Here is a 20712-nt window from a genome sequence, read left to right on the forward strand (position 1 = left end):
TTGAACGAAAAAACCCGCACAGGGCGGGCATTGGGTTGAATTAATGTTGCGCTCGGAGCGCGCGGCTAGCCGCGCTGTTGATGTCAGCTCATGTCAGGACACTCGTTGCCATAGCGTAGATTGACCTTCTGTCGACCCGTCGGATGACCCGTGGCACCGCCAGACGCCGGGCGGATTGCCGCCATCGCGACGGCCATCGCCGTTTGTCCATCGTAGGTCGGCCCCCGACACGATATCCCCAGGCGCCGACGTCGCGCCGGACACGCGAGAGAAAAAGCCGAACGTCCCGATAGCAGTATGCCCAGCCGCTGCTACGGCCGGCATGACGAGACCGGAGACCGCAGAGCTCTTGATATACCCGTACCCGCTGACTTTGGCGTCACCATTTACGTCAGTCAGGAACTGCCCCTGCGGGCTGCCGTCAACTTGTAACCGCAGACCGCCGCCATCCCAGCCGATGTACAGCTTGTTGTTCGCCTGGCCGATGCCGCCGCCCTGCTGCACTGGCACGAATCCAAGGGCGGCCTGGTATCCAGCCAGAGCATTTGCAATCCGAATGCGGACCCACTGCGTATTTGCGAGACGTGTCGAGCTGTCGCTATCGTTTTGCGTCGGTGCAGTTGGGTTCCCCGTTAAACCTGGGGATGCAATGGGCGCCTTGGCGTCCAGCAGCGGCTTGAGGCCGGCGGGGGTAACGGCCCGAGTCCCATCGGCGCCGGTTGCCGTTCCGGCAGCCGTGGCGATCTCGATAATGCCGGCGGTCATCTCACTTGCGATTGGCACGCTGCTGATAGCGGTCCAGTTACCATCCGACCCCGGTACCGAGTTGTTGTTATCGATCAGCGAACGCCAGACCACATTACTGTGTCGAACCATGGAATTGATGGCATATGGCGCGGCAGCGGGGAAGTATTCTGGGGCGCCGAAGCGCTGGAGCGCACGCAGCGCATCCGTGATGTCGTATAAGATGCCGTTCGTGCCGGCGCGGGGGACAGCCTTAGCGTCAGGGTCCGGCGGCGTTGAATTTAGGTCGCGCTCATAGTCGAAGCCGAAGCCAGCCGCATACGACACGCTGCCGTCGGGCTGCGTGCTGTCTGGGATGACATCGCGGTCCCCGGTGTTAGCGAAAGGAGTACCAAAATACTTCGTCATTCCGCGAAGCCCCCATGTTCGAAGTTGAGATTGTCATCGCCGAACCCCCAGGCCGGTTGCACGGCGAATTGATAGTTGACCTGCACGCCGGCCGGCACTGGAATCAGCGGGAAGTTGTCCAGGATCTGCCGAAGCTGGCTGTCCGGGGCGAAGCCCAGAAAAACGGTCGTCGTCATGTCGTGGTTGTCGATGACCCACGCCGGCCCACGGTCGCCGACCAGGATTTGCAGGATGCGGTTGATCTCCGGCACGGTCCCGCGGCTGATGAGTTGGAGATACCGGGCGCGCAGCACCAGACGCTGCTGCTCGACCGAGAGCCCCACTCGCCCTGGCACGCGGCGCCCGAAGTTGCCACGCCCAAAGTTGCGGTTGTTGGCACCGAATCCGAAAGACGGCCCAATAGTGGCAGGCGCGATCAGGTCAAGTCGTACGGCGAGAATCCTCGCCCACACCGAGCAACCGAAGGCATTGGCGGTCCGCAGGTCAAACACATCACGGACCCAATCTGACCAGAAGCGGTCGTGCTCAGCGTCGTACCAGGCGCCTTTGCTGACAAGCAGGGAGAGTAGTTCGGCGGCTTCTTCGTGCTCCCAGAGCAAGCAATGCGTCAGTCTCATATCTCGACCACTTGCACGTTGCTGATAGCGATCAGTTGCGAGACGTTGGCGGCGATGGTCTGGACGGCGTAGTTGATGCCGTCTGTCGACAGTTCGACAAGCGTGACGAAGATCCGGGGCTCGACACGATTGACCGCGCCGGCTAGCTCGAACGGCGACAGACTGCCACCGACGACAAGGCCGGTCTCGCCGGCCATCGTGCCGCTCGCGTACTGCTCGATGGCATCCTCGATGATGGTCTGGCCGTCGAGGCCGTTGAACCGGGCAGTCACGCGGACAAACACCCCGATGACGGCTGGTCGGTCGAACTGCACGGCATAGCTCTGGCCGCTGATCGGCTCGATCACATTGACAGTCGTTCCACCGTTCCAGGCGCAGCCGTCGCCCTTGGCTTCCAGCAGCGCGGCGGCCACATCTGCATCAGTCGCGCCGTCCGCGCAAACGTAGATGGAGTGCGGGGCGAGGGTTACGCCGTCTATTGTCAGCGGCGCATTTGTGACGTTCTCGCGAAAAGTGTGGCTGCGATAGCTGGGCAGATCGGCAAGCAGCGACTGCACGGCCTCCGGCGTCTGGCGCCCCTGCAGGGCTAGCGTCAATCTGCGCCGGCGCCGGGCGGCCGTGTCGCTCTCCTCAAGCACACCGAGCACTGCCGCCGTCGGATTAGTCACGGTCTCCCATCCAAGAACGGCTGTACGGATCTCAGTCAACGTGCCGGGTGGCGCGCCGATGGGGCCTTGGTAGATGCAGGCGAAACTGCCCGTGGCGGCTCCCCCAGCGCCTAACTGCACGGTACCAAGCAGGCGGAAAACAGCCCCCGTTGTGACACTGGCGATCTCAGCGCCGGCCTGGATGATTGTACCTGGCGTGCCGCTCAGCACCACGCCCGCAACTTGCGAATATGTGGCCGGCAGCCGCGCCCCGCCGGTCAGCGCCCATATTGCATCGAGGAAGATGCCAGAGGCATAGTCCGGGTTGATCTGGTTTGCCAGTTCTGCATTGTTGCGTACAACCGCGTCGCGGGCTTCGACCTCGGCGGTGATGAGCACGCCTTGCGGAGTCTCCGGGGACGTGACTAGATCCTGGCCGAAGGCATCCCTCCACTCGCCCTCAACCTCTTGGCGCAACTCGCCAGTGTCCGGTAGGACCAACCCCGTGGAGGTGATGTAGTCATAGCTGGCCATCGATGGTCAGATCCTCGCTGTAGATGGTCCGCAGTGTCGCCTCATAGAACAGCCCATCACCCTCCAGCCGTCCCTGAAACGACAGCACCTCGACCACGCCAGGCACCCGCGCAAGGGTAGCCCTACCGGCCGCCTCGAACTGCGCGATGTTGGGCTGGGCGCCCCACGCGATGAGTTCGTATGGCATACCCAGATCAGCCGCGTGGATCATTTCGCCTCGCCGGGCGAGCATGAAATGGCGGGCGACCATGGCCACGGCACCGGGGCCTGTGACGGTTTCAAGATCGCCGGCTGCGTTGAGCTGTAGTGAGTTGTTGCGGTTGGTCAGGAACGTCCTCATGCTGGGACCCCCGTGTTAGCGCCCCCGGCGGTCACGCCGCCATGGACGTGCGTTGCGCCAATGTTGACGCCGTTGTGCCGAAGCAACGGCGCGGTGATGTCCACGGCGGACGCGGTCACAGCAATCTGGCTGGTGCCCTGGCGCAGATGGAGCGCGTCCTGCCGGAGCGCCACCACGGTTTGCCCGTCAAGCGACTGAATAACCAGTGCGTCCGCGTCACCGCCGGCGATAGCCCATTGGCGCAACGTGTCGGGAAAGAAAATCCCATCACTGAAGGAGTGCGACCGACGAGTGTTGGGGCGGGTCTGCTGCTGTGCCTGCAGATACAGGCTGACGTCCCGGTCATTAGCCTTGATCCAGCCAAGGTCTCCCGGCCTCAGCGGGAATCGGATGAAAAACCCGCCGCCGCCGTAACGGAATACCGGGACGCTTGCCACGTTCGGCCGCGCCAGGGCCGAGCCGTCCGTCATGCCGACCATGACCATTGGCTGGACAGTAGCGCGATTGGTCGCATCGTCGTAGCTGACAACCCGCGCCGGCAGCATGTCGTCGACCTTATCCCGAAGCCACCGGGCGAGCACGTCGCCGGTGATGCCGGCGAGGCTGCCATCGTGCGACTGGTCTTGATTGGGGGCCTGCAAAGTCATAGCCGGGTGCACTCCGCCGTGTAGAAAAACGGGTCGTCGTGGCTGGCCACGTCGAATTTCAGTTGCTTGATCAGGTAGTCGCCGTCGAGCGCTGGATTCAGGGCCGACTGTACGCGCAGCGCCCCGCCGATCTTGGTTTCCGGGTCGAGCAGGAAGGTCACGGACAGCCCCTTTTCAGTGGCTTTCGGCAGACCGACCATGCCGCTGTCCTTGTTCAGGATGCGAATGCGGTTGCTCAGGGGGCGGTTGGCGTCCTTGACGATCAACTCCCCGTCGTCGACGTAGGCCGATACGCCGCCAACGTCCTGCAGCGCCTGCACCTGCGCCAGGTTGCTGCCGGCGTGCTGGTAGTTGGCGATCTGGATGTCTTGCGCCTCGAACACAGGGGCAAGCCCGAGGTCGGCCGCGACATTGCGCACCAGGTCGGATAGCCGGGTGGTCGCTGGCGCGGACTTGGCAACCACGGTATTGGCCGCCGAGGCTTGGGTTTTCGAGCGCAGGATCAAATCGATATCGGGCGGGCTGGATGGCTCGGCCGACGTGATGTCCCCCACGTACAGCCGAAACATGCCGCCCGACTGCCGCCCGACCTCCAAATAGACACGCTTCGGCGTGCGGTTGGCGTTGAAGGGGCTGGTCTCGGTCAGCAGGTAGTCGCGGGTCTTTTGCGACATGCCTGTGAGGGTGATCGTCGCCTCGTTCTTTGTCGGACTGGCGTACTTGGTGCCCTGCGCCCGGACACGCAACCCCTCATACAACTGGAGCCGGCCGGAGATTTCCACCCCCACGCGAATGCGCCGCAGGTCAAGTGCCATTGCCGATCTCCTCCGGCGTCACGTAGACCAGGGCCTGGTCTACGCCGAAGCGCGAGTAGTCAGGGTCCGCGTCCCCGTCGGTCAGCAGCAGGAAGTTTCCGGCCACCTGCATCGGCGGGTAGGGCAGGATCGGAGAGCCGACGGCGATGCGATGGCCTGCGATCAACAGCGCGTCATCCATGGTCACGTCGATGACCATCGACTCGCGGGCCTGCTTGATGCGCAAGGACCAGCGATGGCCACCGATCGACAGGTCCAGCGACTGGTTCGGGATCTGATCGAGAGGAATAGTCAGCATCAGTTGAATATCCCGTACAGGACCGAAGCGCGACGCTGGGTTGTCGCGTCGCTCGATGTAGTCTGTTGCGTGCCCTTGCGCACTGTGTCGGTCTGCGCCGGGTTGCCGGTAGGCCCGGACACTTTGCGGGGCGGGAGGGTGCCGAACTGGACTTCCACAGTCTGTATCTCGCGCAGATGCACAGCCACGGCGAGGGCATCCATCTGATCGGGCGTCTCGTCGTGCGGCATCTCCATGATCATCATGCGCGGGTAGCTGCGCACGCGGGTCTGCACTATCACTTCGGTTCCGGCCATGTACGCCTGACGCAGCAGCTCGAACTGGTCACGGACGCTTTCGGTCAGCAACGCCGGCAGTTCGATCTCCACGGGCTGAATAACGCGATGATCGGTCCGCTCGGTGCCGTCCTCCACGGGCCAGGTTGTGAGCCGAGACACTTCGCGCACCGTGACGCGCATCGGCGCCAACGGCGACAGCACGGGCAGAAAGGACTCGGCATCAAGGATGGCCACCAGATCCTGCGTCGCCTCGATTACCTGAGGGTCTGTCTGAGCCATTACCGGTCCACTCCGCTGGCAAACTCTTCATCTAGGCTGCGGAGCTGATCGCGCAACGGGTCTGCCACGGCGCCGGCGATACCCTGGGCGTCGGTAGCTTGCGTCTGGACGTTGATCTCGCCGACAGTAACCGACGACTCGCGGCGGTTGCTGGTCGCCGTGTTGCTGATCGACTGGCTTGTGGTGGCGGTCAAGGGATTGGCTGCGGCAGCGGCCATTTGCGCCTGTCCCATGGCAACGGCATGCGGCTCCCCGCTGGGCGAGGACTCGCCACCAAATCCCAGCAAGCCAGCTACGGTGCCGACTGCCCCGCCAACACTCCGTAGTATGCTGGCGATCTGGCCGAACGCTGCGGCCAGGAACTCGATCAGTCCACCGAGAATCTGCCGAGCCCCCGTAGCAAGGGTGCGAAACGCGCCGAGCACGGCGTCATCAATCACGCTCCAAATCTGCCGCCCCACGTCCACCAGCAGCGCTAGAAAATCCCATGCCAGCCCACCTACAGACGCAAGCAGGTCGCCGATGGACTGCGCCAGAGGCATGATGGCGGCAAGTGCATCGGCTCCGAATTGCTTGAGCCCTTCCCAGGACGCGCGCAGCCAATTCGCCAGCTCAGATGCCGCCGCGCCGAGCGCCGGAAAGCGCTCAAGGAGGCGGCCAATCATGCTGTCTCCGCCCTCCATGAATGCGGTAATGTCCTCATACGCCAAGGCGAATGCGGCGCCCAAGGCGGCGACGGCTGCAATGGTCAAGATGAGGGGAGCGGATGCCGCAACGGCACTCAGCATGGCGGGCAAGTAGACCGCCGTGATGACGCCAGCAACGCCGATGAAAAACCCTTTGACGATGTCCAGGTTATCGGCCAGCCAGGTAATGGCGGGCGACAGGGCACGAGCCAGCCCCGTTAGGGCCGGCATGACGCTGGCGGTGAGCCCTGTCGTAACCCCCTCAAACGCACGCGACAGAGTGCCTACGGCGAAACTGTACTCTTTGCTCCGGGCGATATTCTCCTTCGTGGCCCGACTGACGGCGGCCTCAGCTTTCCATCTGCGTTCAAGCTCCTCGCGCCCCAGGCGCAATGCAAACAGCGCCTCACGGTCCGTGATCCCGATTTCCTTGGCGCGGAATGTCGCCTCCGTTTCGGATAGCTTCGACAGCCCATCGGCCAGGCGCAGGAACGCCTCCTGCGTATCGACAGCTTGCCCCTGCGAGTCACGAAGGTTGACCTTCATGCCTGCAAACGCCTTAGCGATGGAGCCCTCCGTGTCTTGCAAGGCGTCGCCTACCGCTTCGGCCATGTCGATCAAGACATCCCGCGCGCCCTCTGCGTCAAGGCCGAACTGCCCAAGGACCTTGGAGAAACCATCAACGGACTGGGCGGACACGCCAACCAAATCCGCCGTTGCGGCGATCTTCGCCAGCTCGTCCGCCAGGTCGTTCGCAGCACCTGCCGCTCCGCCCAGGCCGAGCGCAGTTGTTATCCCCCCTAGAGCTGCGGGGATCGCCGACCTGGCGTCAAACTCGCGGAACATGTCGACAAGCGTCCGGCTTGCTCCTGTCGCCGCGCGGTCAACGCCACGTAGCCTGTCGATCAGCCGATTAGCTTCCCGGCGCGCCCGGTCAGCGCCTTGCTCAAGGCCCGTCGTGTCGGCGGTGAAGAGCGTGATGAAGGTATCTAGGATGGACATGCCCGCCCCTATCGTTGCCGCTTGGCGTCTTCGACCGCCAGGTATTCGTTATGCCGGTTGACGATGGCGATTTCCCAAAGGTCCATGGCTTCGCGCAGGGAGATTGACGTTTTCAGCTCTGCGTACGATGCGAGGCCTGCTGAGACGATGACGCCAACGATTGGGTCAGCATTTGGGTAATCAACACGGCGCCCTGCTTGAGCAGCCCCTCGACCGAGCTTAAGGGGCCGCCGGGTCCGAAAAAATCGAAGTTGTGATCCAGCATCGAATATTCCAGCTTCATCAGCATGATGGGGTCTGGAACGTGGTTTCGGATCAGGTCGAGCGTCGATAGCCGCAGGATCGTACCGTCGGACCGATAGACCCCAACATGTGACAGCAGGAGCTGCATTGCTTCTTCGCTGGACTTGTAGTCCCCAAGCCTGGGCATATTGGCGACCGGATACATGGCCGCGATCTTGCGACCGTCAACACAATCCAGGTACGACAAGACGAATGTTTTCTCATTGCCCCCGCGCCCGGAGATGATCCGGTCGACAGGCTCGATCAGTTCATGGCTTGCCCCCATATCACTGACCTCCCGCGCGGGTCACCGCGATGTCTTGGAAGGCGAACGTAAATGACGATGCCTTCTGCCGGCCAGCGCTGGCGACGCTGCGGCCCAGCATGCCGCCGGTGATCCGGCCGTCGGCCAGGGTCTCGGTAGACCCGTCAGGGTTGGTCTTGGTCAATGTGATCACGTCGCGCGCAACGCGGCGGCCGGCGGCCGGGCGGTTGGCGTCCAGCAGCGCCTGCAGGTTCTGGTCATCCGGCGAGCCGGGCAGCACGTTGATTGTCACGACGATAGGCGCTGGGGTCGACCATGTCACCATGTCGCCGTTGACGTTCATCGCTTGGCTGGCGGTGGTCAGGGCCGGGATGTCGAACGGATCGGAATCGTCGGCCCACGATGTCAGGTCGAAGCCGTTGGGGAAAGTCTCGCTGGCCACAAGTCGGGCGCCCGTGCCGGCGGCAGAAACATCGAAAGTCATGGTCGTCTATCCTCAAACCAGGTTGTGGCTTCCCGTAATTTTCCGCACCACGTCGTTCTTGCTGTACGCGAGCGTGTATTGCGCGACGTACTCCAGCATTCCGCCGGGGCCGGTCTCCTGCACGATCTGGCAATCCGCCCAGTAGCCTTTGCTCTGCACGTCGCGCCAGGCTTCTGGATCGCCTGTCAGGTCTGTGACGGCCGCCTGCTGGGTGGCGTCCAGCACCTTGCCTACGCTGATCGTCCCGTTGTTCTTTGCGAGCTGGACGGCGGCGACCACCTGTGCCAGCACGGTCGCCCGGCCGGAATCGTTGGCGGCGATCTTTCCCAGAGAGAGCTGTAGCGACATGAGCCGAGCCTGCAGGTAGGACTTCAGCCACTGCTCGTTCGCATGGACGTTGATGTCCAGCGGCGCAGTCGGCGGCCCCATGAGGTAGCCTCGCTGCAGAAAGCTGTACTGCTGGCCCGCCTTTGCTGTCTGGCCGTAGTAGTTGACCCGTAGCCCGTCGTATGTGTCGGCGTCCGCCGTGGTCGTCACGTCGGCGGTGAGTCCAGCCAGTTGGCGGTACATGACGTTGACGGTCGCGTTGCGGCGCGTCCAGACGATCGCGGCGACGATGGCCTGGATCAGAGCCTCCTTGTACTCTCCGACCGAGCTGTTGAGCACCAGCCCAACGGACGGGACATTGATGAGGCGGGCCGAGAGAGCTGCGGCAGTGGCCGACGTCACGCTGACCAGGTAGATAAACTCGACATTGAGCGCCGCATTGGCCAGCGCCACAGCCTCGGCCTCGTCGTCTGTCAGCACGGCGCCGAAGGAGAAGGTGCCGAAGTTATCCGACACGTCGCGGGCGGCGGCGAAGGCTTCGACTGGAGTCTGCTGATCGCTGCCGGGCGAGAAAACTGTGGCGCTGAACGTCCAGCCGAGCAGCGGGGCGAGGTCGGTCCCAGTCGAGGCGATTGCGACGGAGACTGGCGCGTCGACTGCATCCCCACCCACTAGGGTAAAAGCTCGCTCGGTGGCGTCATATGTGACGGTCGCGCCGGTCCATTGCGCGCCACCAGTGGTTTCTGCACGAATCGCGCCTTGGATAGCGGTCGCCACGTCGGCCAGAGTTGTAGCGCTCGACAGGTTGATGCCAACCAGTTCTGCCTGATGAGAGCCCATGGTCAGGTTCAGCGTACCGCTAGTCACGGCTTGGAAGGTAGCCAGCATGTATGAGCCCTCTGCGCCGTAGAGGCGCGGGGCGCGGGCGGTCTGCGCGAATGCCGCGAACAGCAGGCGGCGTGGGCGGCTGATCGGCGACGGGCTGACATAGCTGAAGTACTGCTGTGCGAAATCGTACTCGTCGGACGATGCGCCGAAGTACTGCAGCACGTCGTCAGCATTTGCCGCCGAGATCGGATCGTTGACGGGTACGCGCGGATCAGTTGTGAAGCGCAAGCCGACAAGCTCGCGCTCCGCGACAACTTGCGTACCGATCACGCCGGAGGCGATATCGACGTAGCGGGCAAAAGAGATAGCCATCCGGCTGCTCCTTGATGTGATGGATGTGGGTTATGCCGGAACCTTGCGCAGCGACGTGGAAATGAACCAGACGGTTGCGCTGAAAGGACCCGCTACACAGCAGCGCACGCGGATATCCCAAGATAGCGATGCCGGCAACGTGCCGGGCACCGTGTATTTGGGAGACCGAGTGCATCCGTAGAATTTCTTGCTGATGACGGCGGGCATCGGCTGATCGCCGTTCGTGCCGCCCGTATTGACCATGCCATGCACTTGATCAGCGGTAGTGGCAGGGTCGATCACGATGCCCACGGCGGCGAGGTTGTTATGGCCGGCATCAACCACATACTCGACCCCCCCTTCAATCGAGTTTCCCGACGCTACTTGCGATAACAGGCCGGACTGCCGGATGCGGCCGTACAGGCCTGAACTCCCCGCCGTGCCGGAGATGACCATCTTGAATGCATTGACTGTGCGCTCGCGCTCGCCATCGAAGAATGTGATCGTCTCGCGGCTGCCGGTAGCGGTCAGGCCAGTGCTGGCGTCCATGTCCCAACTGGTTGGCTCAATGCCCGCCGAATTCGCGCCGCTTGCTGTGTCAGACCCGAGCAGCATCGGGTTCGGATGAATGTTGCCGTCCGGGTTGTTCGTCGCGTGGTACAGGTCAGCATTGCTGGTGGTCACACGGTAGATAATCGGTAGCCCAATTTTCTCGGCGAGCCTGGCCTCTTCCTCCCCCTCGATGAATGCGATGCCTGGCGAATTGTGCAGGCCGTCAGGGTTGAGGATGCTGGCCGGCGGGGTGCTCGCCGGAGTGGACAGCGGGTCGCCGGTAGTACTCGCTGGGTCGACGGCTCGCGGCCACACGTCCACAACGTATACGCGGGCTTTTCCACGGTTGCGGCGCTTGATCTCCTCCCGATAATACTGCATGAGCTGCTGCCCAGTTGTGTTGATCGGCGCATTGCCAGATGCAACGCGTGGCCACTCGGCGACGACGAACACAGTGTCGCCACGGGCGGTCATCCAATCCACGATCCATTGATGGTCTACCAGAGCGGTGTCAATGCCCGACTTGGTGCCGCCCGCGATATCGTTGGTGCCGATCCGCAGGACCCATAACGTGCCGAGTGGTACCTCGCTGGGCGAAAACCCGTATTCATTCGGCGTGTCGGCTTCGAACAGCGCCCGGAGTTGTGCAACGGTGTACCCTGGCACGCATTGCTTGTACCGTGAGTCGACGCGCACGCGGCGGGATAACAACTCGAACCAGCCGAGCGGCGAGCGCGCCAAGAGGGCCGGCACGGTATTTGTATAGGACCAGTTCTGGTTGCTGCGGCTATCACCGGCAGGCACGACAAGCCCGGTCAGGGCATTGGCCCCGCCGCCCGTGGCGCTAATAGTGGTCTTTCCGGTGGCGTCGTCGTAGGACTTGGTGATGCCGGTACCGGCCACGATGCTTGAGCCGATCAGATCCTCGGTCGTCTCGACGTAGTCCGTGATGTCGCCCGTGGTGATCGGCCCGCCACCGCCGCCACCCGAATCACCGTTGAGCACGTCAAGCAGCGAGGTATTGCCGCCGCCATCCATGACGGTACTGCCCTCGGTGCAACCGCCGAACCAGTTGCGGACGAACGCCGCCGTGCCGCAGTTAGTCGCCCGGCCGCCACGGGCCGCCCCATGCACCTCGTTGCCCTGCACGCGCAGGTTAGGGATGGAGCGGAAGTCGAAGGCTGGTTCGCCCGAGCGGGCGGTGGTCAACCTGTAGCGGTTGCCAGAGAAAATAACGCGAGGGATGTCTTCGATCAGGACCGACTGGCCGCAATCCACGAACTCGTTGTCGGTAAAGATCAGCTCGTCCCAGAACGAGTTGCCCGTGTAGTTCTCAATGTCGACCGGCAGCACGGCGCGCAGCACATAGTTGCCATTGATCACCACGCGATTGCTGTGCTGGTTCGGGACACTGCTGGACACCTTGTAATGCCGGAACGCAACGCCGACGTCGATCACCACGTTGCCGCGCACGACGACATCGCGGCTCGACGGCGACACGTCGATTGCGCAAGACAGCGTGCCCCGGTAATTGACGATCACGTTGCCTTCGATGATCGTCCCGTGGTCGCCGATTGTGTGCGACGTGTTGCCGTTTCTGATACCGCCGCTATTTGTGACGCCAGGCGCGTGCTGGACGCCTACCTGGACAAGGTTGCCCCGGATCACGCAATCGACCGAGTTGGCGCCGTGCAAGTCGATGCCGGAGATGAAGTCGTCGCCAGAATAGTTTCCCTCGACTGTACAGAGGGTGGCCGACTGCAGCAGATAGTTGTGCCGCCCGCCCGTGGCGTGACAGCCGCGAATGGCGCAAAGTGTCGAGTAGTAGAGGGTCAGGCCGTAGCCTTCCGCCGAGCCGAAGCCATAGGCACCGTCGGCCGCAGTGTTGAGGATCTGGCAATCGTAGCTGTAGCCGATCCGGGCGGCGGCGCCCAGGCGGCCCGACCGACCATCTACGAACGCCGCCTGTATTGTGCATTCCGAAGCATAGTTGATGGCTAGGGCAGAATTTCTGCGATTCGGCTGTGGCGCGTCCCATGACAGCCGGTCGGCGACAATGTGTGTGTTTTCCACCGGCTCCATGAGTGCTACGCCACCACCCCAGGCTGTGGGGAAGCCGCGAGAAAGTCCTCGGTCCAGTGTGACTGTGTTCGACCCGGCATCCACGGCAACAACACGGGCGATCTCCATGTTGCACTGAGACCGTAACGTGGTCGGTACCGGCGCCATGAAATCGGCTTCGGTCCGGCTGTCGCTGATATAGACGAGCTTGCCGGCAGAGAAATAGCTAGTGTTGGCAACGTGGAGCACGACGTCTCCCCGTACCGCATCCACAGTCAGCGCGGAGAAGGCGGCGATGCCAATTGTGGTCCCAGTAGTATGGTCCGGCGGCCAGTCTGAATCGGGGTAAGTCGGCAGCCAAGTTTCGCCCGGCTCGTCGGCGCATGTCGCGTTGTCGCCACTGATCGCCACGACGGTCGTAACTTGCTTGCTGAACGGTTTGCCGAACTTATCGTTCTGCCCGCGAATCGTAATCTTGTCGTCAATCTGAAGGAACGCGCCGAGGCCGGAGCGAAGCGGCAGGACCATCCGTCCTTCGGCATCCGTTGTAGAAGGGGCGCGCAAGGCCAGCGTGTTGCCCGACATGCCGGGGCGGACGATTTCAGACAGGCCGCCATTGACGCGCACATATGCGTTTGGCCCCATCAGCAACGTGCCACGGAAACGCAGCGTCAGGTTGCTGGCTTCGATGGGCAACGGCGCGTTGATGTAGATCGGATCGCCGGGGCTTTCCGCACGAATGACAAGCTCGCCGCCCGCATCGCCGATGGCATTGATCGCCGCCAGGATGTTTTGCGTCTCGTCGCGGCCAGGGCCGCCGATAACCCCGAAGGCCTCGCCCGTAAAGATGCCAGCGCTCGACAACCTGTCGCCCTGCTCCTGCTGCCCTTGCGACGCGAGCGCGTCATACCTGGCTTTGTCGGATGCGGACAAGAAGCCAGCCAGGGTCGCCGTGGCTGCCCGGTGTGCGTCGCCTCCGGCGCCGATGTGGGCCTGGATAGTGGCGGCCAGTTGGCGCACTTGCTGGTCCAGGCGAGCCACGTCTGCGTCACTGGCCCCACCCCCAGCACTGATGTATCGGGATTGAGGGATTGGCATTTAGATCCTGCCCATGCGAATTTCCACGCGCTCGACAGCCGGGCGGCGATCCACCCGCGTCTGTCGAGTCGTGACAATGAGGTCGAATGACGGGTTGCCTTCGAATTGGCCCCGGTCGTTCTGGATAATCGGGTTGCGCACGTCGCCGACCCGCTGGACACCCGCGCCCCCTGCGCGCATGCCCTCTACGAAGAACAAGCTGTTGCAGACCATTGCCGCCGCATGCGTGATGTCCTCGGCTTGCGGGCCAAGCCCGAAAACCTGGAACGTCGTCTCGATGACCTGCGACTCTTCGGTCACGGTCTCGTCGGCGTCTGGGTCATAGACGTGGCGACGGGCTTGCCACCCATGGCGGTGCCCAGTGACGGTAAAGAAATACAGTCCCGCGTCAATGCGCCCCTGCTGCCCCTGCTGGTACGCCTGCACGACTTGCGTTGCGGTGTCGCCGTACCGCGCAAGGCCGGCGATGAGCTGAGCACGCAGCAGGATGGCCAACTCGCGGGCTGTCATGGCGTCGGCCCTATGTCGACGACGATCACTTCGCGCCACCCATCGACGTCGCTCCAGTCTCCATCTACAAGGCTCTCGGCCTGATACCGGCGCGCCGCGATATCCAGCAGATCGCCCGAGCTGTCCCGGCCGACGCCCTGAATGGACGCCGACGTGAAGAACGAGAAGTACCGGCGCGCCAGGTCAAGGCCGAGCTGCTGGTATCGGGCCGCGCTCAACGGCTGGAGCGACCCCTTGACCTGCATCGGCGGGGCGTACTCGGGTACCCACTCGCCGGCTTCGTCAAGGGTGCGGCCCGTCTGCTGCTGCCAGTACACGTCTGGCTGGGCGCCGATGAGGCCCATGGCCGCGCTTAAAAGGTTGCCTCCAGGAATCATGTGTCGATTACCTCGCCTGTTACGGACTGGATCATCAGGCCGGTGTCGACCAGTGGTTTGTGACTGACGCCAGGTGTTTTCTTGCGAGCCTGTCTAGCCGCGATGGTTCTCGGGGACAGAGGTGGCGCCTGGATCTTTGAGATAGTCGTCGCCACGTCTCCCGCCGCCACCATGGCGAACTGGCGCAGCATGGCCTCAAGGGTGATCCTGCGCAGAATGACCTGCCGTGTGCCCCGCAACAGATGGTCGCGCCATGCCTGCTTCTGCTGGGCGATGGTCGGCCTGAAGAACGGCCGCGCTGGGATGCCGCCGGCCGGATAGCCGAACTCCTGGATAGTGGCGATGTAGCTGACCAGTTCGCCGCTTGGGTAGCGCGCAGTGTCCATGAAGCCAACAGCCGCCTGTTTGCGCTTGAGCGCCTGAATGGCGCGCAGCAGGATGCCGTGACTGCCCTCGATGTGATGCACTTTGAAGCCCATTACCGCGCCCTCCCCCCACGGGGAAACCTGCCGCCGACAGACCGAAACGCGGCGCGCTCCGGCTGGCCGCCGACATACAGTCCGCCGACGGCGCAGGACCGCAGCAGTGCCAGTAGCTCAGTCCCGTAAGGCGTCGACGACAGCCACCAGTCCCAAGAGGACCTGACCGGCGGAGGCGTGGTCGAAACTGTCACCTTTCCAACTGTTGCACTGGTGACCGGGCCGGACTGTCCATTGCCGCCCGTCTGCGTGGCAGTGCGGATCGCAAGAAGGTGGGCCGTCATCAGCTCAATCTGCAGTTCTGCGCATGAGCAGCCCTGCCCGGACATGTAGCACTCCGCGTCGACTGCCGTGGCCGTGACTGTTTCATCCGGCACGTTGGCGAACTGCGGGAATCGTTGGCGGAATGCAGCCAGGTCCATGGCTTACTCCTTCGGCTTTGCCTTGGCGGTCTTGTTGATCACGACGTCATCGACCTGCCCCTTGACCGACTCCTCGGTCAGCGGCGCAGACTTATCGCGAGCCTCAAGATCGCCGATGACTTTTTCTACTGGCAGCAGATCGCGCGACACGATGACATGGCCATGCTTGACGTGGGTCCGGAACACCTCGCAGCGCTCAAGCACGGCGAGCTGCTCCTCGGTGATCTCGGTCAGCATGCCGGCCGGCGTCACGAAGTGCTTGTCCATCACGTTGGCTTTGCCGCGGATGACCACCGAGGCCTCTACCTGCGGCAGGTCGCCACCGCCCTCGCGGAACGTCCGGTACTCCTGATCGCTACTCAGGGTGGAGTAGACGTATACCTTGTTCATCCTCATACCCCCGAGTAGCGCTTGATCGCCCACGGGCGTTTGATCAGCACGCCGCCAAGCGCATTGGTGAAGTCCTCGACACGCCCCTTTGCGCGGACCTCGACTCCAAGGGCCTGGAAGCGAGCCGGGACCATCTGCACGATGACGCTGCCGTCGTCGGTCGAGTCGTCGGCCGGAACACGATCGGCATAGACGTAGATGACGTTCGCACCACCGTTCGCGGCGATCAGCTCGGGTGCCGACACGAAGCGCAGGTTCGGGTATGTACGGCGCGCCCAGTCGCGCACGCTTGTAACGCCGGTCGCATCGACGAGGCCGAGGTACTGTGAGTGACCAAGTGGGATGGCCATGGTCACGGCATCGGTCTCGGTCCTGATGTTGCCGCCCGAGCCCACCTCCAGCTCGATCATCATCTTGCGGATGTCCGCACAGATCTCTAGGAAGGTCTTGCTCGCCCAGCTTGACGAGCCGCCCGCGCCGTTGGGCAGCGTTGTATAGGCCGGCAAGTTCGGGTCGTTCAGGAAACCGTAAATGCGGGTTTCCGGCGCGTTGTAGCCGTTGAAGCCGACGCGGTTGCGGATGATGTCCATTGCCAGGGCGACCGCCGCGCGCTTTTCGGCTTCGTCGTTGAAGTCGAACTTGCTGGCCCGAGCCTCCTCAAGCTTCGAGATCATGAATCCTTGCTCGAACCGGACGATTTCCCGGCGCTCGTAGCCGAAGCGGTAGTTGGCCAGCGGGATGTTGGTGTGATCGCCGTACAGCTCGGGCAGGGCCGCAAGCTCGCTGGTGGTCTGGACAACCTCCGCGTCCTCCCACGCCCCGACGGCCATCACGCCGATCAGCTCATCAATCAGGCGTACCTGCGTGATTTGGCGCACGACGCCCGGCAGCCAGTTCTGAAGCTTCCAGAACGGCCCGCCAAGGCTACCCAGGGCCGGGCCGACCAAGGCCGCATCGTTGGCCACGACGGCATCGAGTCCAATGCCGAGCTGACGCAGGTCGCGGTATTGCCCGCACTGCTCGGGAGCGAGTTGCAAGGGGCCGCGACGCATGAGCTCGCGACCCGAGATGTTGCTATGAACGCGGGAACGCATATCGCGACTCCTATCAGTTGGTCAGCTTGACCAGGGCGAGACGCGGGGTCGCGCTGCTGGGCATGTGGCGATCGATGATGGCGTTGGGGACCAGGGCATGGTTCGACGGTGGAGTGCCGGGGGTATCGGTCCAGTCGAGAGCGCCGGTCGTTGTGTGATAAACCAGCGAGGAGCCAATTGAGGCTCCTGCCGACGCGATCTGGACGAAGACGTAGCCCATTTGCAGCAGTTGAACGATGCTGTTCAGCGGGATATCCAGCGTGTCGTCATAGAGGTCTTGTCGCGGGTACGACTTCGGGCTGATCAGAATGCCGGCGAATTGTCCGGTACCGCCTGGGCGAACTGTCTCAGCGGCCTCGTCGGCGTATGTGTAGGCGCGCCCTACCAGGCAATTGGCTTGCGTGGCATCTGCGGCAATCCGTGCCGGAATCGCGCGCATCGGCCCCTTGTGCGATAGCTCGCCGATATAGCCGGAGACGATGTCGGCGGCGATGGAAGTTTGAAAAGCCATTACTGAGCCCCCCAGGTGTCGAAGATGCCCTTGCCATTGGCCCCGTCGGCGACGATTGTCGGCTTGCTCATGTCAGGAGCGCGGCCATGCAGCCAGGCATCCAGGGCGACACGCTCCTGGCCCTTTACAACGACAGGGATGCCTAGCTTCTCGGCCGCATACTCGGCAACCTGCTGGACAGTCATGCGGGCCGAGTCGAAGGCGCCCACGAATGGGGAAACCCTGCCAACCAGGGCATCACGCTCTGCCAGGCTTGATATCACGGCGGCATCGAGCGCTGTACGTCCTGCCTCAAGTGCGACCAGGCGATCGTTGATTGGCTTGAGCGCCTTACTCAAGGCTGCGTCGAGTGCTGCAGGGGTCATGGTGGGTGCGTCTATCGCGGCGGGTGGCTGAGTCGGTCCCGGCTCTTGGTCGCCGGCCGCTGCCGGATCGCCGGCACCCATCAGGTCGGCGAGCATGGCCTTGACCTCTGCAGAGGCTTCGAGCAGCGGTTTCAGGGTTTCGAGCGCGGCCTTGGCAGTGGCCAGGATGTCGCCGCCCTCTCCGCCTTCGTCTTGTGTGTTCTCGTTTTCGTCGGCCATGGGCGCGACCTCCTTTGCGTCAAGAGTGATTTTCAGGTGATCGAGCACGGCGACGTCCGGGCCGGTGCGCCCCTCCTCGACCAGTGCCAGGTGATTGCCGCGGATCTTGCGTTGCACGGCGTCATACGGTTCGCCATCGGGCGTGACACCAGGCGTCAAGTCGTACTGGCAGCGGTAGCCTGGAGACAGCTCGACCTTGCCGGCCATATCGATGGCCCGCTTGATCGACTCGGACAGGAGGCGCAGGTTGGCACGCAGGTACGGCGGGTCGAAGTAGATCTGCTCTCCGATGCAGCCCTGAATGCCGTGGAGTTCGGCGGGTGTCGCGCCGAGCTCTTCGTCACCGAGGATGCCGGCCGGGTGCTCATCGACAAGCGGCAGCAGGCGGAAGGAGGCGATGCACTCGGGGTCAGCCAACTCTTCCGGCGGCCGATAGACGCGGAAAATCCGCCCTGCCGCTTCGCCTGCCATGCCGAGCTGAGCCCCTGAATAGGGGTATACGCCAGCCTTGGATATCGGGTTGCCTTGGATCTCGACATACCCATTGATGTCTCGAGTTCTTGCTGTTGCAGGCATGGTCAAAATTCCACCAGTGGCACGGCGCGGCATCGGCAGTTCGGCAACTGTCCTGGTAATCCGCGTTCTTTGGTCCGCTCGTCGATCACGGGCAGGTCGTCGTAGCTGAAGACCTGACCGCTCAGCTTCAGGTGGAGCTTGCGCGGCTCGGCGCCTCCCCCAGAGTGCAGCCAGCGGAACTTGCGGATGCCCAGCGCCTTGGAGCGCTCGGCGTTCATCACGCTGGTCAGCTTGGAGACCTGGTCCCGGGCGATGAAGTCCGCCCGCGCTTGCGTGATCCCGCCATACTTGCGCAGCGCCTCTGTCACGTCGGCCAGGCCGTTGGCTCCCGGCTGAATCGAGCGCATCACTGCGCCGGCGATCTGCTCGTGGAAGGCCTGCGGTATCGACTTGATCAGTGCCACGTTCTCGGCGGTGCGAGCGGTCACGGCCTCGGCCAGCGCCGCCGGCATGATGTCGGTCTGTAGCGTCAGGCCACCGGACAGCTCCTTGAGCGACTGGCCAAGGCTTGCAGCAGAAGCCTTGTCGACCCGCCCAAAGATCCGGCTCACGATGTTTGGCGCGGCCTTGCGGAACATCCGAGCGAACTTCTGTTGCAGCCTGTTCAGGGCAATCCGCGCCTGGCTTGCAAGGCTGGCGTCCTGTGCCTGCAGACCAGGTCCGTACTCGCGAAAGACTGCCGAAAGCTCGTGCTCGTACTCGCGTAGCATTGGATCGATCAGCCGCGCCAGGGCGAAGCCATAGCGATGCATAGGGCCTGCCGGGTAGCTGAGCGGCTTGCCGACGAAGAAGCCGGACTTTCGCTGCTCAGCGTACTGCTGCCGCTTGCTCGACAGTGGCGGGCGCTTGTTCGCCATGCTGCTCCTCCGCCTCCAGCATCGATTCGTCAGCTTCGTCAGGAAGCTCTTGCAGATTGTTCCAGTCGCTATTCGGGTCGCCCATGAGCTGACGGCGCACGTCATAACCATCTATTGCGCCGATGCCGGCATAGATCTGCGCCGTCTCCGCCTTCGTCTTGTTGATTGCCGCCCACTCTTCTGCTGTCGGGCTGTCAAGCGGGCTCCAGGAGACGCCCGGGATCTGATCGGTGATGCCCACTGAACGCAGGCACAGCAGCAGGTGCCGCTCAATTAGCGGCGAGAGGTCGTTGCTCTGGATCGACTCCAGCTCTTCCCGGTAGCTAGTCTCTTCGTACTCGCCGCTGGCATTGAAGCCAGGCACTTGCGTGCCCATCAGCTTCGTCACTGGCACGTTGGCGACGGCTGCGACAAGTTGGTACTGCGTCATGATCGTCGCGTCTAGGTCGGCTAGAGACACGTCGAACTGGGCAAGATCCTCAACCTCTTTGTCGATCGCCCAGACGCCGTAGTTGTCCCGCAGCTCAGTCCAGTCCTGGAGCTTCTGCTGAAAGTCCGACATGTTGGCCATTGCCTGTGCCGTGTCGGTCTTAAGGGCCGTGAGCCGCTTTGTCATCGCAAGCTGGGGAGCCTCGTTGGCCGTGCGCTCGGCCGCGTAGACCCGCTCATAGATCCGCTGCGGCAGCGGCACGCCGCCCCACTTGTACTGCGGCTTGAGCAGATCCGGCACCGGGTACGGGATGAATATTGAAAGATGGCTGCGATGGATGCGGAGCTTCCCGACCCGGTAATACAGCGGCTCGTAGAAGTGGGGGCACGTCGGATCAGCGAGCGAGGCCGCGTCCAACTCCGCCGTGCACCAATGCGGATCGATCTGCACCAGCCCCCGGTAGCAGCCAGCCCCCACGCCGTCAGGGTTGAACGGCTTTTCGTAATACTCGGGGTCCGGGCTTACCACGGAATACAAGGCAATGCGGATGCCGAACAGCCTGCCGAAGTGAACGAACTCACGCAATTTGTCATTCAGCCGCTGCCGCTTCTCCAATTCACGAAGCCTTGCCTTGACCTCTTCGGACACGCCGGTGATCTCATAGCCATGTCGTAGTGCATCACGTGCCGGCTGCAGGCAGGACTTGTCGATTAGCCAGTGCTGGCCGAGCACCGCGCAGGCAGCGTAGCCGATGAAGCTCTGAGAGCCATACCACTGAAATTGCGAGTCGGGCATGCCAGCGTCCGGGGCGCCCTTGATGATCGGCCCAAGTGCGCTGTCCCGTGCGATCCCGACAGTTCGAGCCTGAACTGCTGACGGCAGGCTCAGGTCGGTCGAGAACCACCCCCCGCGCCGGGGCTTGTTGCGCTTGCGTGCCAT

The 20712-nt window shown here is 63.1% G+C and carries 23 protein-coding genes; all 23 read right to left on the reverse strand.

The genetic code is table 11. The features are described from left to right. Nucleotides 1-93 precede the first annotated feature (93 nt). Nucleotides 94-1152 (reverse strand): hypothetical protein, encoded by a 1059-nt coding sequence (locus tag ACGI6K_RS11325; protein WP_376943508.1) that lies wholly within the window; start codon nucleotides 1150-1152, stop codon nucleotides 94-96. After that, nucleotides 1149-1769 (reverse strand): DUF2612 domain-containing protein, encoded by a 621-nt coding sequence (locus ACGI6K_RS11330; RefSeq protein ID WP_376943506.1) that lies wholly within the window; start codon nucleotides 1767-1769, stop codon nucleotides 1149-1151. Before ACGI6K_RS11330 ends, ACGI6K_RS11325 begins: the two co-directional genes overlap by 4 nt. Then, entirely contained in the window at nucleotides 1766-2950 is a 1185-nt protein-coding gene (locus ACGI6K_RS11335; RefSeq protein WP_376943504.1) for a hypothetical protein, read from the reverse strand. Before ACGI6K_RS11335 ends, ACGI6K_RS11330 begins: the two co-directional genes overlap by 4 nt. Next, entirely contained in the window at nucleotides 2937-3290 is a 354-nt protein-coding gene (locus tag ACGI6K_RS11340) for a hypothetical protein (RefSeq protein WP_376943502.1), read from the reverse strand. Before ACGI6K_RS11340 ends, ACGI6K_RS11335 begins: the two co-directional genes overlap by 14 nt. Next, nucleotides 3287-3937 carry a Gp138 family membrane-puncturing spike protein gene (locus ACGI6K_RS11345; RefSeq protein ID WP_376943500.1) on the reverse strand — a complete coding sequence of 217 codons (651 nt, stop codon included), beginning with the start codon at nucleotides 3935-3937 and terminating at the stop codon, nucleotides 3287-3289. Before ACGI6K_RS11345 ends, ACGI6K_RS11340 begins: the two co-directional genes overlap by 4 nt. Further along, entirely contained in the window at nucleotides 3934-4752 is an 819-nt protein-coding gene (locus tag ACGI6K_RS11350) for a baseplate hub protein (protein ID WP_376943498.1), read from the reverse strand. Before ACGI6K_RS11350 ends, ACGI6K_RS11345 begins: the two co-directional genes overlap by 4 nt. Beyond that, the gene (locus ACGI6K_RS11355; protein WP_376943496.1) at nucleotides 4742-5050 is read right to left on the reverse strand and encodes a phage baseplate plug family protein; all 309 of its coding nucleotides are present in this window, start codon (nucleotides 5048-5050) and stop codon (nucleotides 4742-4744) included. The genes ACGI6K_RS11350 and ACGI6K_RS11355 overlap by 11 nt, the downstream gene beginning before the upstream one ends. After that, a complete protein-coding gene (locus ACGI6K_RS11360; RefSeq protein ID WP_376943494.1) occupies nucleotides 5050-5607 on the reverse strand; it encodes a phage baseplate protein in 558 nt (185 codons plus the stop codon). The genes ACGI6K_RS11355 and ACGI6K_RS11360 overlap by 1 nt, the downstream gene beginning before the upstream one ends. Further along, nucleotides 5607-7295 carry a phage tail tape measure protein gene (locus ACGI6K_RS11365; protein WP_376943492.1) on the reverse strand — a complete coding sequence of 563 codons (1689 nt, stop codon included), beginning with the start codon at nucleotides 7293-7295 and terminating at the stop codon, nucleotides 5607-5609. Before ACGI6K_RS11365 ends, ACGI6K_RS11360 begins: the two co-directional genes overlap by 1 nt. A gap of 112 nt (nucleotides 7296-7407) precedes the next feature. Next, nucleotides 7408-7863 carry a hypothetical protein gene (locus ACGI6K_RS11370; protein ID WP_376943490.1) on the reverse strand — a complete coding sequence of 152 codons (456 nt, stop codon included), beginning with the start codon at nucleotides 7861-7863 and terminating at the stop codon, nucleotides 7408-7410. A gap of 1 nt (nucleotide 7864) precedes the next feature. After that, nucleotides 7865-8326 (reverse strand): phage tail fiber protein, encoded by a 462-nt coding sequence (locus ACGI6K_RS11375; RefSeq protein WP_376943488.1) that lies wholly within the window; start codon nucleotides 8324-8326, stop codon nucleotides 7865-7867. 12 nt (nucleotides 8327-8338) lie between these two features. After that, nucleotides 8339-9853 carry a DUF3383 domain-containing protein gene (locus ACGI6K_RS11380; RefSeq protein ID WP_376943486.1) on the reverse strand — a complete coding sequence of 505 codons (1515 nt, stop codon included), beginning with the start codon at nucleotides 9851-9853 and terminating at the stop codon, nucleotides 8339-8341. Nucleotides 9854-9883: 30 nt separating this feature from the next. Beyond that, nucleotides 9884-13486 (reverse strand): hypothetical protein, encoded by a 3603-nt coding sequence (locus ACGI6K_RS11385; RefSeq protein ID WP_394542903.1) that lies wholly within the window; start codon nucleotides 13484-13486, stop codon nucleotides 9884-9886. 57 nt (nucleotides 13487-13543) lie between these two features. Further along, on the reverse strand, nucleotides 13544-14053 hold the full coding sequence (locus tag ACGI6K_RS11390) for a phage gateway protein (RefSeq protein ID WP_376943482.1): 510 nt from the start codon (nucleotides 14051-14053) through the stop codon (nucleotides 13544-13546). Continuing rightward, nucleotides 14050-14430 carry a phage collar protein gene (locus ACGI6K_RS11395; protein ID WP_376943480.1) on the reverse strand — a complete coding sequence of 127 codons (381 nt, stop codon included), beginning with the start codon at nucleotides 14428-14430 and terminating at the stop codon, nucleotides 14050-14052. The genes ACGI6K_RS11390 and ACGI6K_RS11395 overlap by 4 nt, the downstream gene beginning before the upstream one ends. Next, nucleotides 14427-14909: a hypothetical protein gene (locus tag ACGI6K_RS11400; protein WP_376943478.1), complete on the reverse strand. Its 483-nt coding sequence runs from the start codon at nucleotides 14907-14909 to the stop codon at nucleotides 14427-14429. The genes ACGI6K_RS11395 and ACGI6K_RS11400 overlap by 4 nt, the downstream gene beginning before the upstream one ends. Beyond that, on the reverse strand, nucleotides 14909-15331 hold the full coding sequence (locus ACGI6K_RS11405) for a DUF4054 domain-containing protein (protein WP_376943476.1): 423 nt from the start codon (nucleotides 15329-15331) through the stop codon (nucleotides 14909-14911). The genes ACGI6K_RS11400 and ACGI6K_RS11405 overlap by 1 nt, the downstream gene beginning before the upstream one ends. 3 nt (nucleotides 15332-15334) lie before the next feature. Further along, on the reverse strand, nucleotides 15335-15721 hold the full coding sequence (locus ACGI6K_RS11410) for a hypothetical protein (protein ID WP_376943474.1): 387 nt from the start codon (nucleotides 15719-15721) through the stop codon (nucleotides 15335-15337). A gap of 2 nt (nucleotides 15722-15723) precedes the next feature. Next, entirely contained in the window at nucleotides 15724-16815 is a 1092-nt protein-coding gene (locus ACGI6K_RS11415; RefSeq protein ID WP_376943472.1) for a major capsid family protein, read from the reverse strand. Between the two features lie 13 nt (nucleotides 16816-16828). After that, on the reverse strand, nucleotides 16829-17326 hold the full coding sequence (locus ACGI6K_RS11420; RefSeq protein WP_376943470.1) for a structural cement protein Gp24: 498 nt from the start codon (nucleotides 17324-17326) through the stop codon (nucleotides 16829-16831). Further along, the gene (locus ACGI6K_RS11425) at nucleotides 17326-18486 is read right to left on the reverse strand and encodes a DUF2213 domain-containing protein (protein ID WP_376943468.1); all 1161 of its coding nucleotides are present in this window, start codon (nucleotides 18484-18486) and stop codon (nucleotides 17326-17328) included. Before ACGI6K_RS11425 ends, ACGI6K_RS11420 begins: the two co-directional genes overlap by 1 nt. Nucleotides 18487-18488: 2 nt before the next feature. Then, the gene (locus tag ACGI6K_RS11430; protein ID WP_435576097.1) at nucleotides 18489-19238 is read right to left on the reverse strand and encodes a phage head morphogenesis protein; all 750 of its coding nucleotides are present in this window, start codon (nucleotides 19236-19238) and stop codon (nucleotides 18489-18491) included. 55 nt (nucleotides 19239-19293) lie between these two features. Beyond that, nucleotides 19294-20712: a phage portal protein gene (locus ACGI6K_RS11435; protein ID WP_376943464.1), complete on the reverse strand. Its 1419-nt coding sequence runs from the start codon at nucleotides 20710-20712 to the stop codon at nucleotides 19294-19296.

The sequence above is a fragment of the Azorhizophilus paspali genome, from assembly GCF_043587585.2.
Classification (GTDB): domain Bacteria; phylum Pseudomonadota; class Gammaproteobacteria; order Pseudomonadales; family Pseudomonadaceae; genus Azotobacter; species Azotobacter paspali.

Bases quoted from the DNA above. Each gene is read 5' to 3' on its own strand.
- ACGI6K_RS11370 (WP_376943490.1), bottom strand. From the start codon at position 7,863: ATGGGGGCAAGCCATGAACTGATCGAGCCTGTCGACCGGATCATCTCC.
- ACGI6K_RS11415 (WP_376943472.1), bottom strand. From the start codon at position 16,815: ATGCGTTCCCGCGTTCATAGCAACATCTCGGGTCGCGAGCTCATGCGT.
- ACGI6K_RS11345 (WP_376943500.1), bottom strand. From the start codon at position 3,937: ATGACTTTGCAGGCCCCCAATCAAGACCAGTCGCACGATGGCAGCCTC.
- ACGI6K_RS11365 (WP_376943492.1), bottom strand. From the start codon at position 7,295: ATGTCCATCCTAGATACCTTCATCACGCTCTTCACCGCCGACACGACG.
- ACGI6K_RS11350 (WP_376943498.1), bottom strand. From the start codon at position 4,752: ATGGCACTTGACCTGCGGCGCATTCGCGTGGGGGTGGAAATCTCCGGC.
- ACGI6K_RS11390 (WP_376943482.1), bottom strand. From the start codon at position 14,053: ATGACAGCCCGCGAGTTGGCCATCCTGCTGCGTGCTCAGCTCATCGCC.
- ACGI6K_RS11375 (WP_376943488.1), bottom strand. From the start codon at position 8,326: ATGACTTTCGATGTTTCTGCCGCCGGCACGGGCGCCCGACTTGTGGCC.
- ACGI6K_RS11340 (WP_376943502.1), bottom strand. From the start codon at position 3,290: ATGAGGACGTTCCTGACCAACCGCAACAACTCACTACAGCTCAACGCA.
- ACGI6K_RS11430 (WP_435576097.1), bottom strand. From the start codon at position 19,238: ATGCATCGCTATGGCTTCGCCCTGGCGCGGCTGATCGATCCAATGCTA.
- ACGI6K_RS11405 (WP_376943476.1), bottom strand. From the start codon at position 15,331: ATGGACCTGGCTGCATTCCGCCAACGATTCCCGCAGTTCGCCAACGTG.
- ACGI6K_RS11425 (WP_376943468.1), bottom strand. From the start codon at position 18,486: ATGCCTGCAACAGCAAGAACTCGAGACATCAATGGGTATGTCGAGATC.
- ACGI6K_RS11330 (WP_376943506.1), bottom strand. From the start codon at position 1,769: ATGAGACTGACGCATTGCTTGCTCTGGGAGCACGAAGAAGCCGCCGAA.
- ACGI6K_RS11325 (WP_376943508.1), bottom strand. From the start codon at position 1,152: ATGACGAAGTATTTTGGTACTCCTTTCGCTAACACCGGGGACCGCGAT.
- ACGI6K_RS11395 (WP_376943480.1), bottom strand. From the start codon at position 14,430: ATGATTCCTGGAGGCAACCTTTTAAGCGCGGCCATGGGCCTCATCGGC.
- ACGI6K_RS11360 (WP_376943494.1), bottom strand. From the start codon at position 5,607: ATGGCTCAGACAGACCCTCAGGTAATCGAGGCGACGCAGGATCTGGTG.
- ACGI6K_RS11400 (WP_376943478.1), bottom strand. From the start codon at position 14,909: ATGGGCTTCAAAGTGCATCACATCGAGGGCAGTCACGGCATCCTGCTG.
- ACGI6K_RS11420 (WP_376943470.1), bottom strand. From the start codon at position 17,326: ATGGCTTTTCAAACTTCCATCGCCGCCGACATCGTCTCCGGCTATATC.
- ACGI6K_RS11335 (WP_376943504.1), bottom strand. From the start codon at position 2,950: ATGGCCAGCTATGACTACATCACCTCCACGGGGTTGGTCCTACCGGAC.
- ACGI6K_RS11355 (WP_376943496.1), bottom strand. From the start codon at position 5,050: ATGCTGACTATTCCTCTCGATCAGATCCCGAACCAGTCGCTGGACCTG.
- ACGI6K_RS11380 (WP_376943486.1), bottom strand. From the start codon at position 9,853: ATGGCTATCTCTTTTGCCCGCTACGTCGATATCGCCTCCGGCGTGATC.
- ACGI6K_RS11410 (WP_376943474.1), bottom strand. From the start codon at position 15,721: ATGAACAAGGTATACGTCTACTCCACCCTGAGTAGCGATCAGGAGTAC.
- ACGI6K_RS11435 (WP_376943464.1), bottom strand. From the start codon at position 20,712: ATGGCACGCAAGCGCAACAAGCCCCGGCGCGGGGGGTGGTTCTCGACC.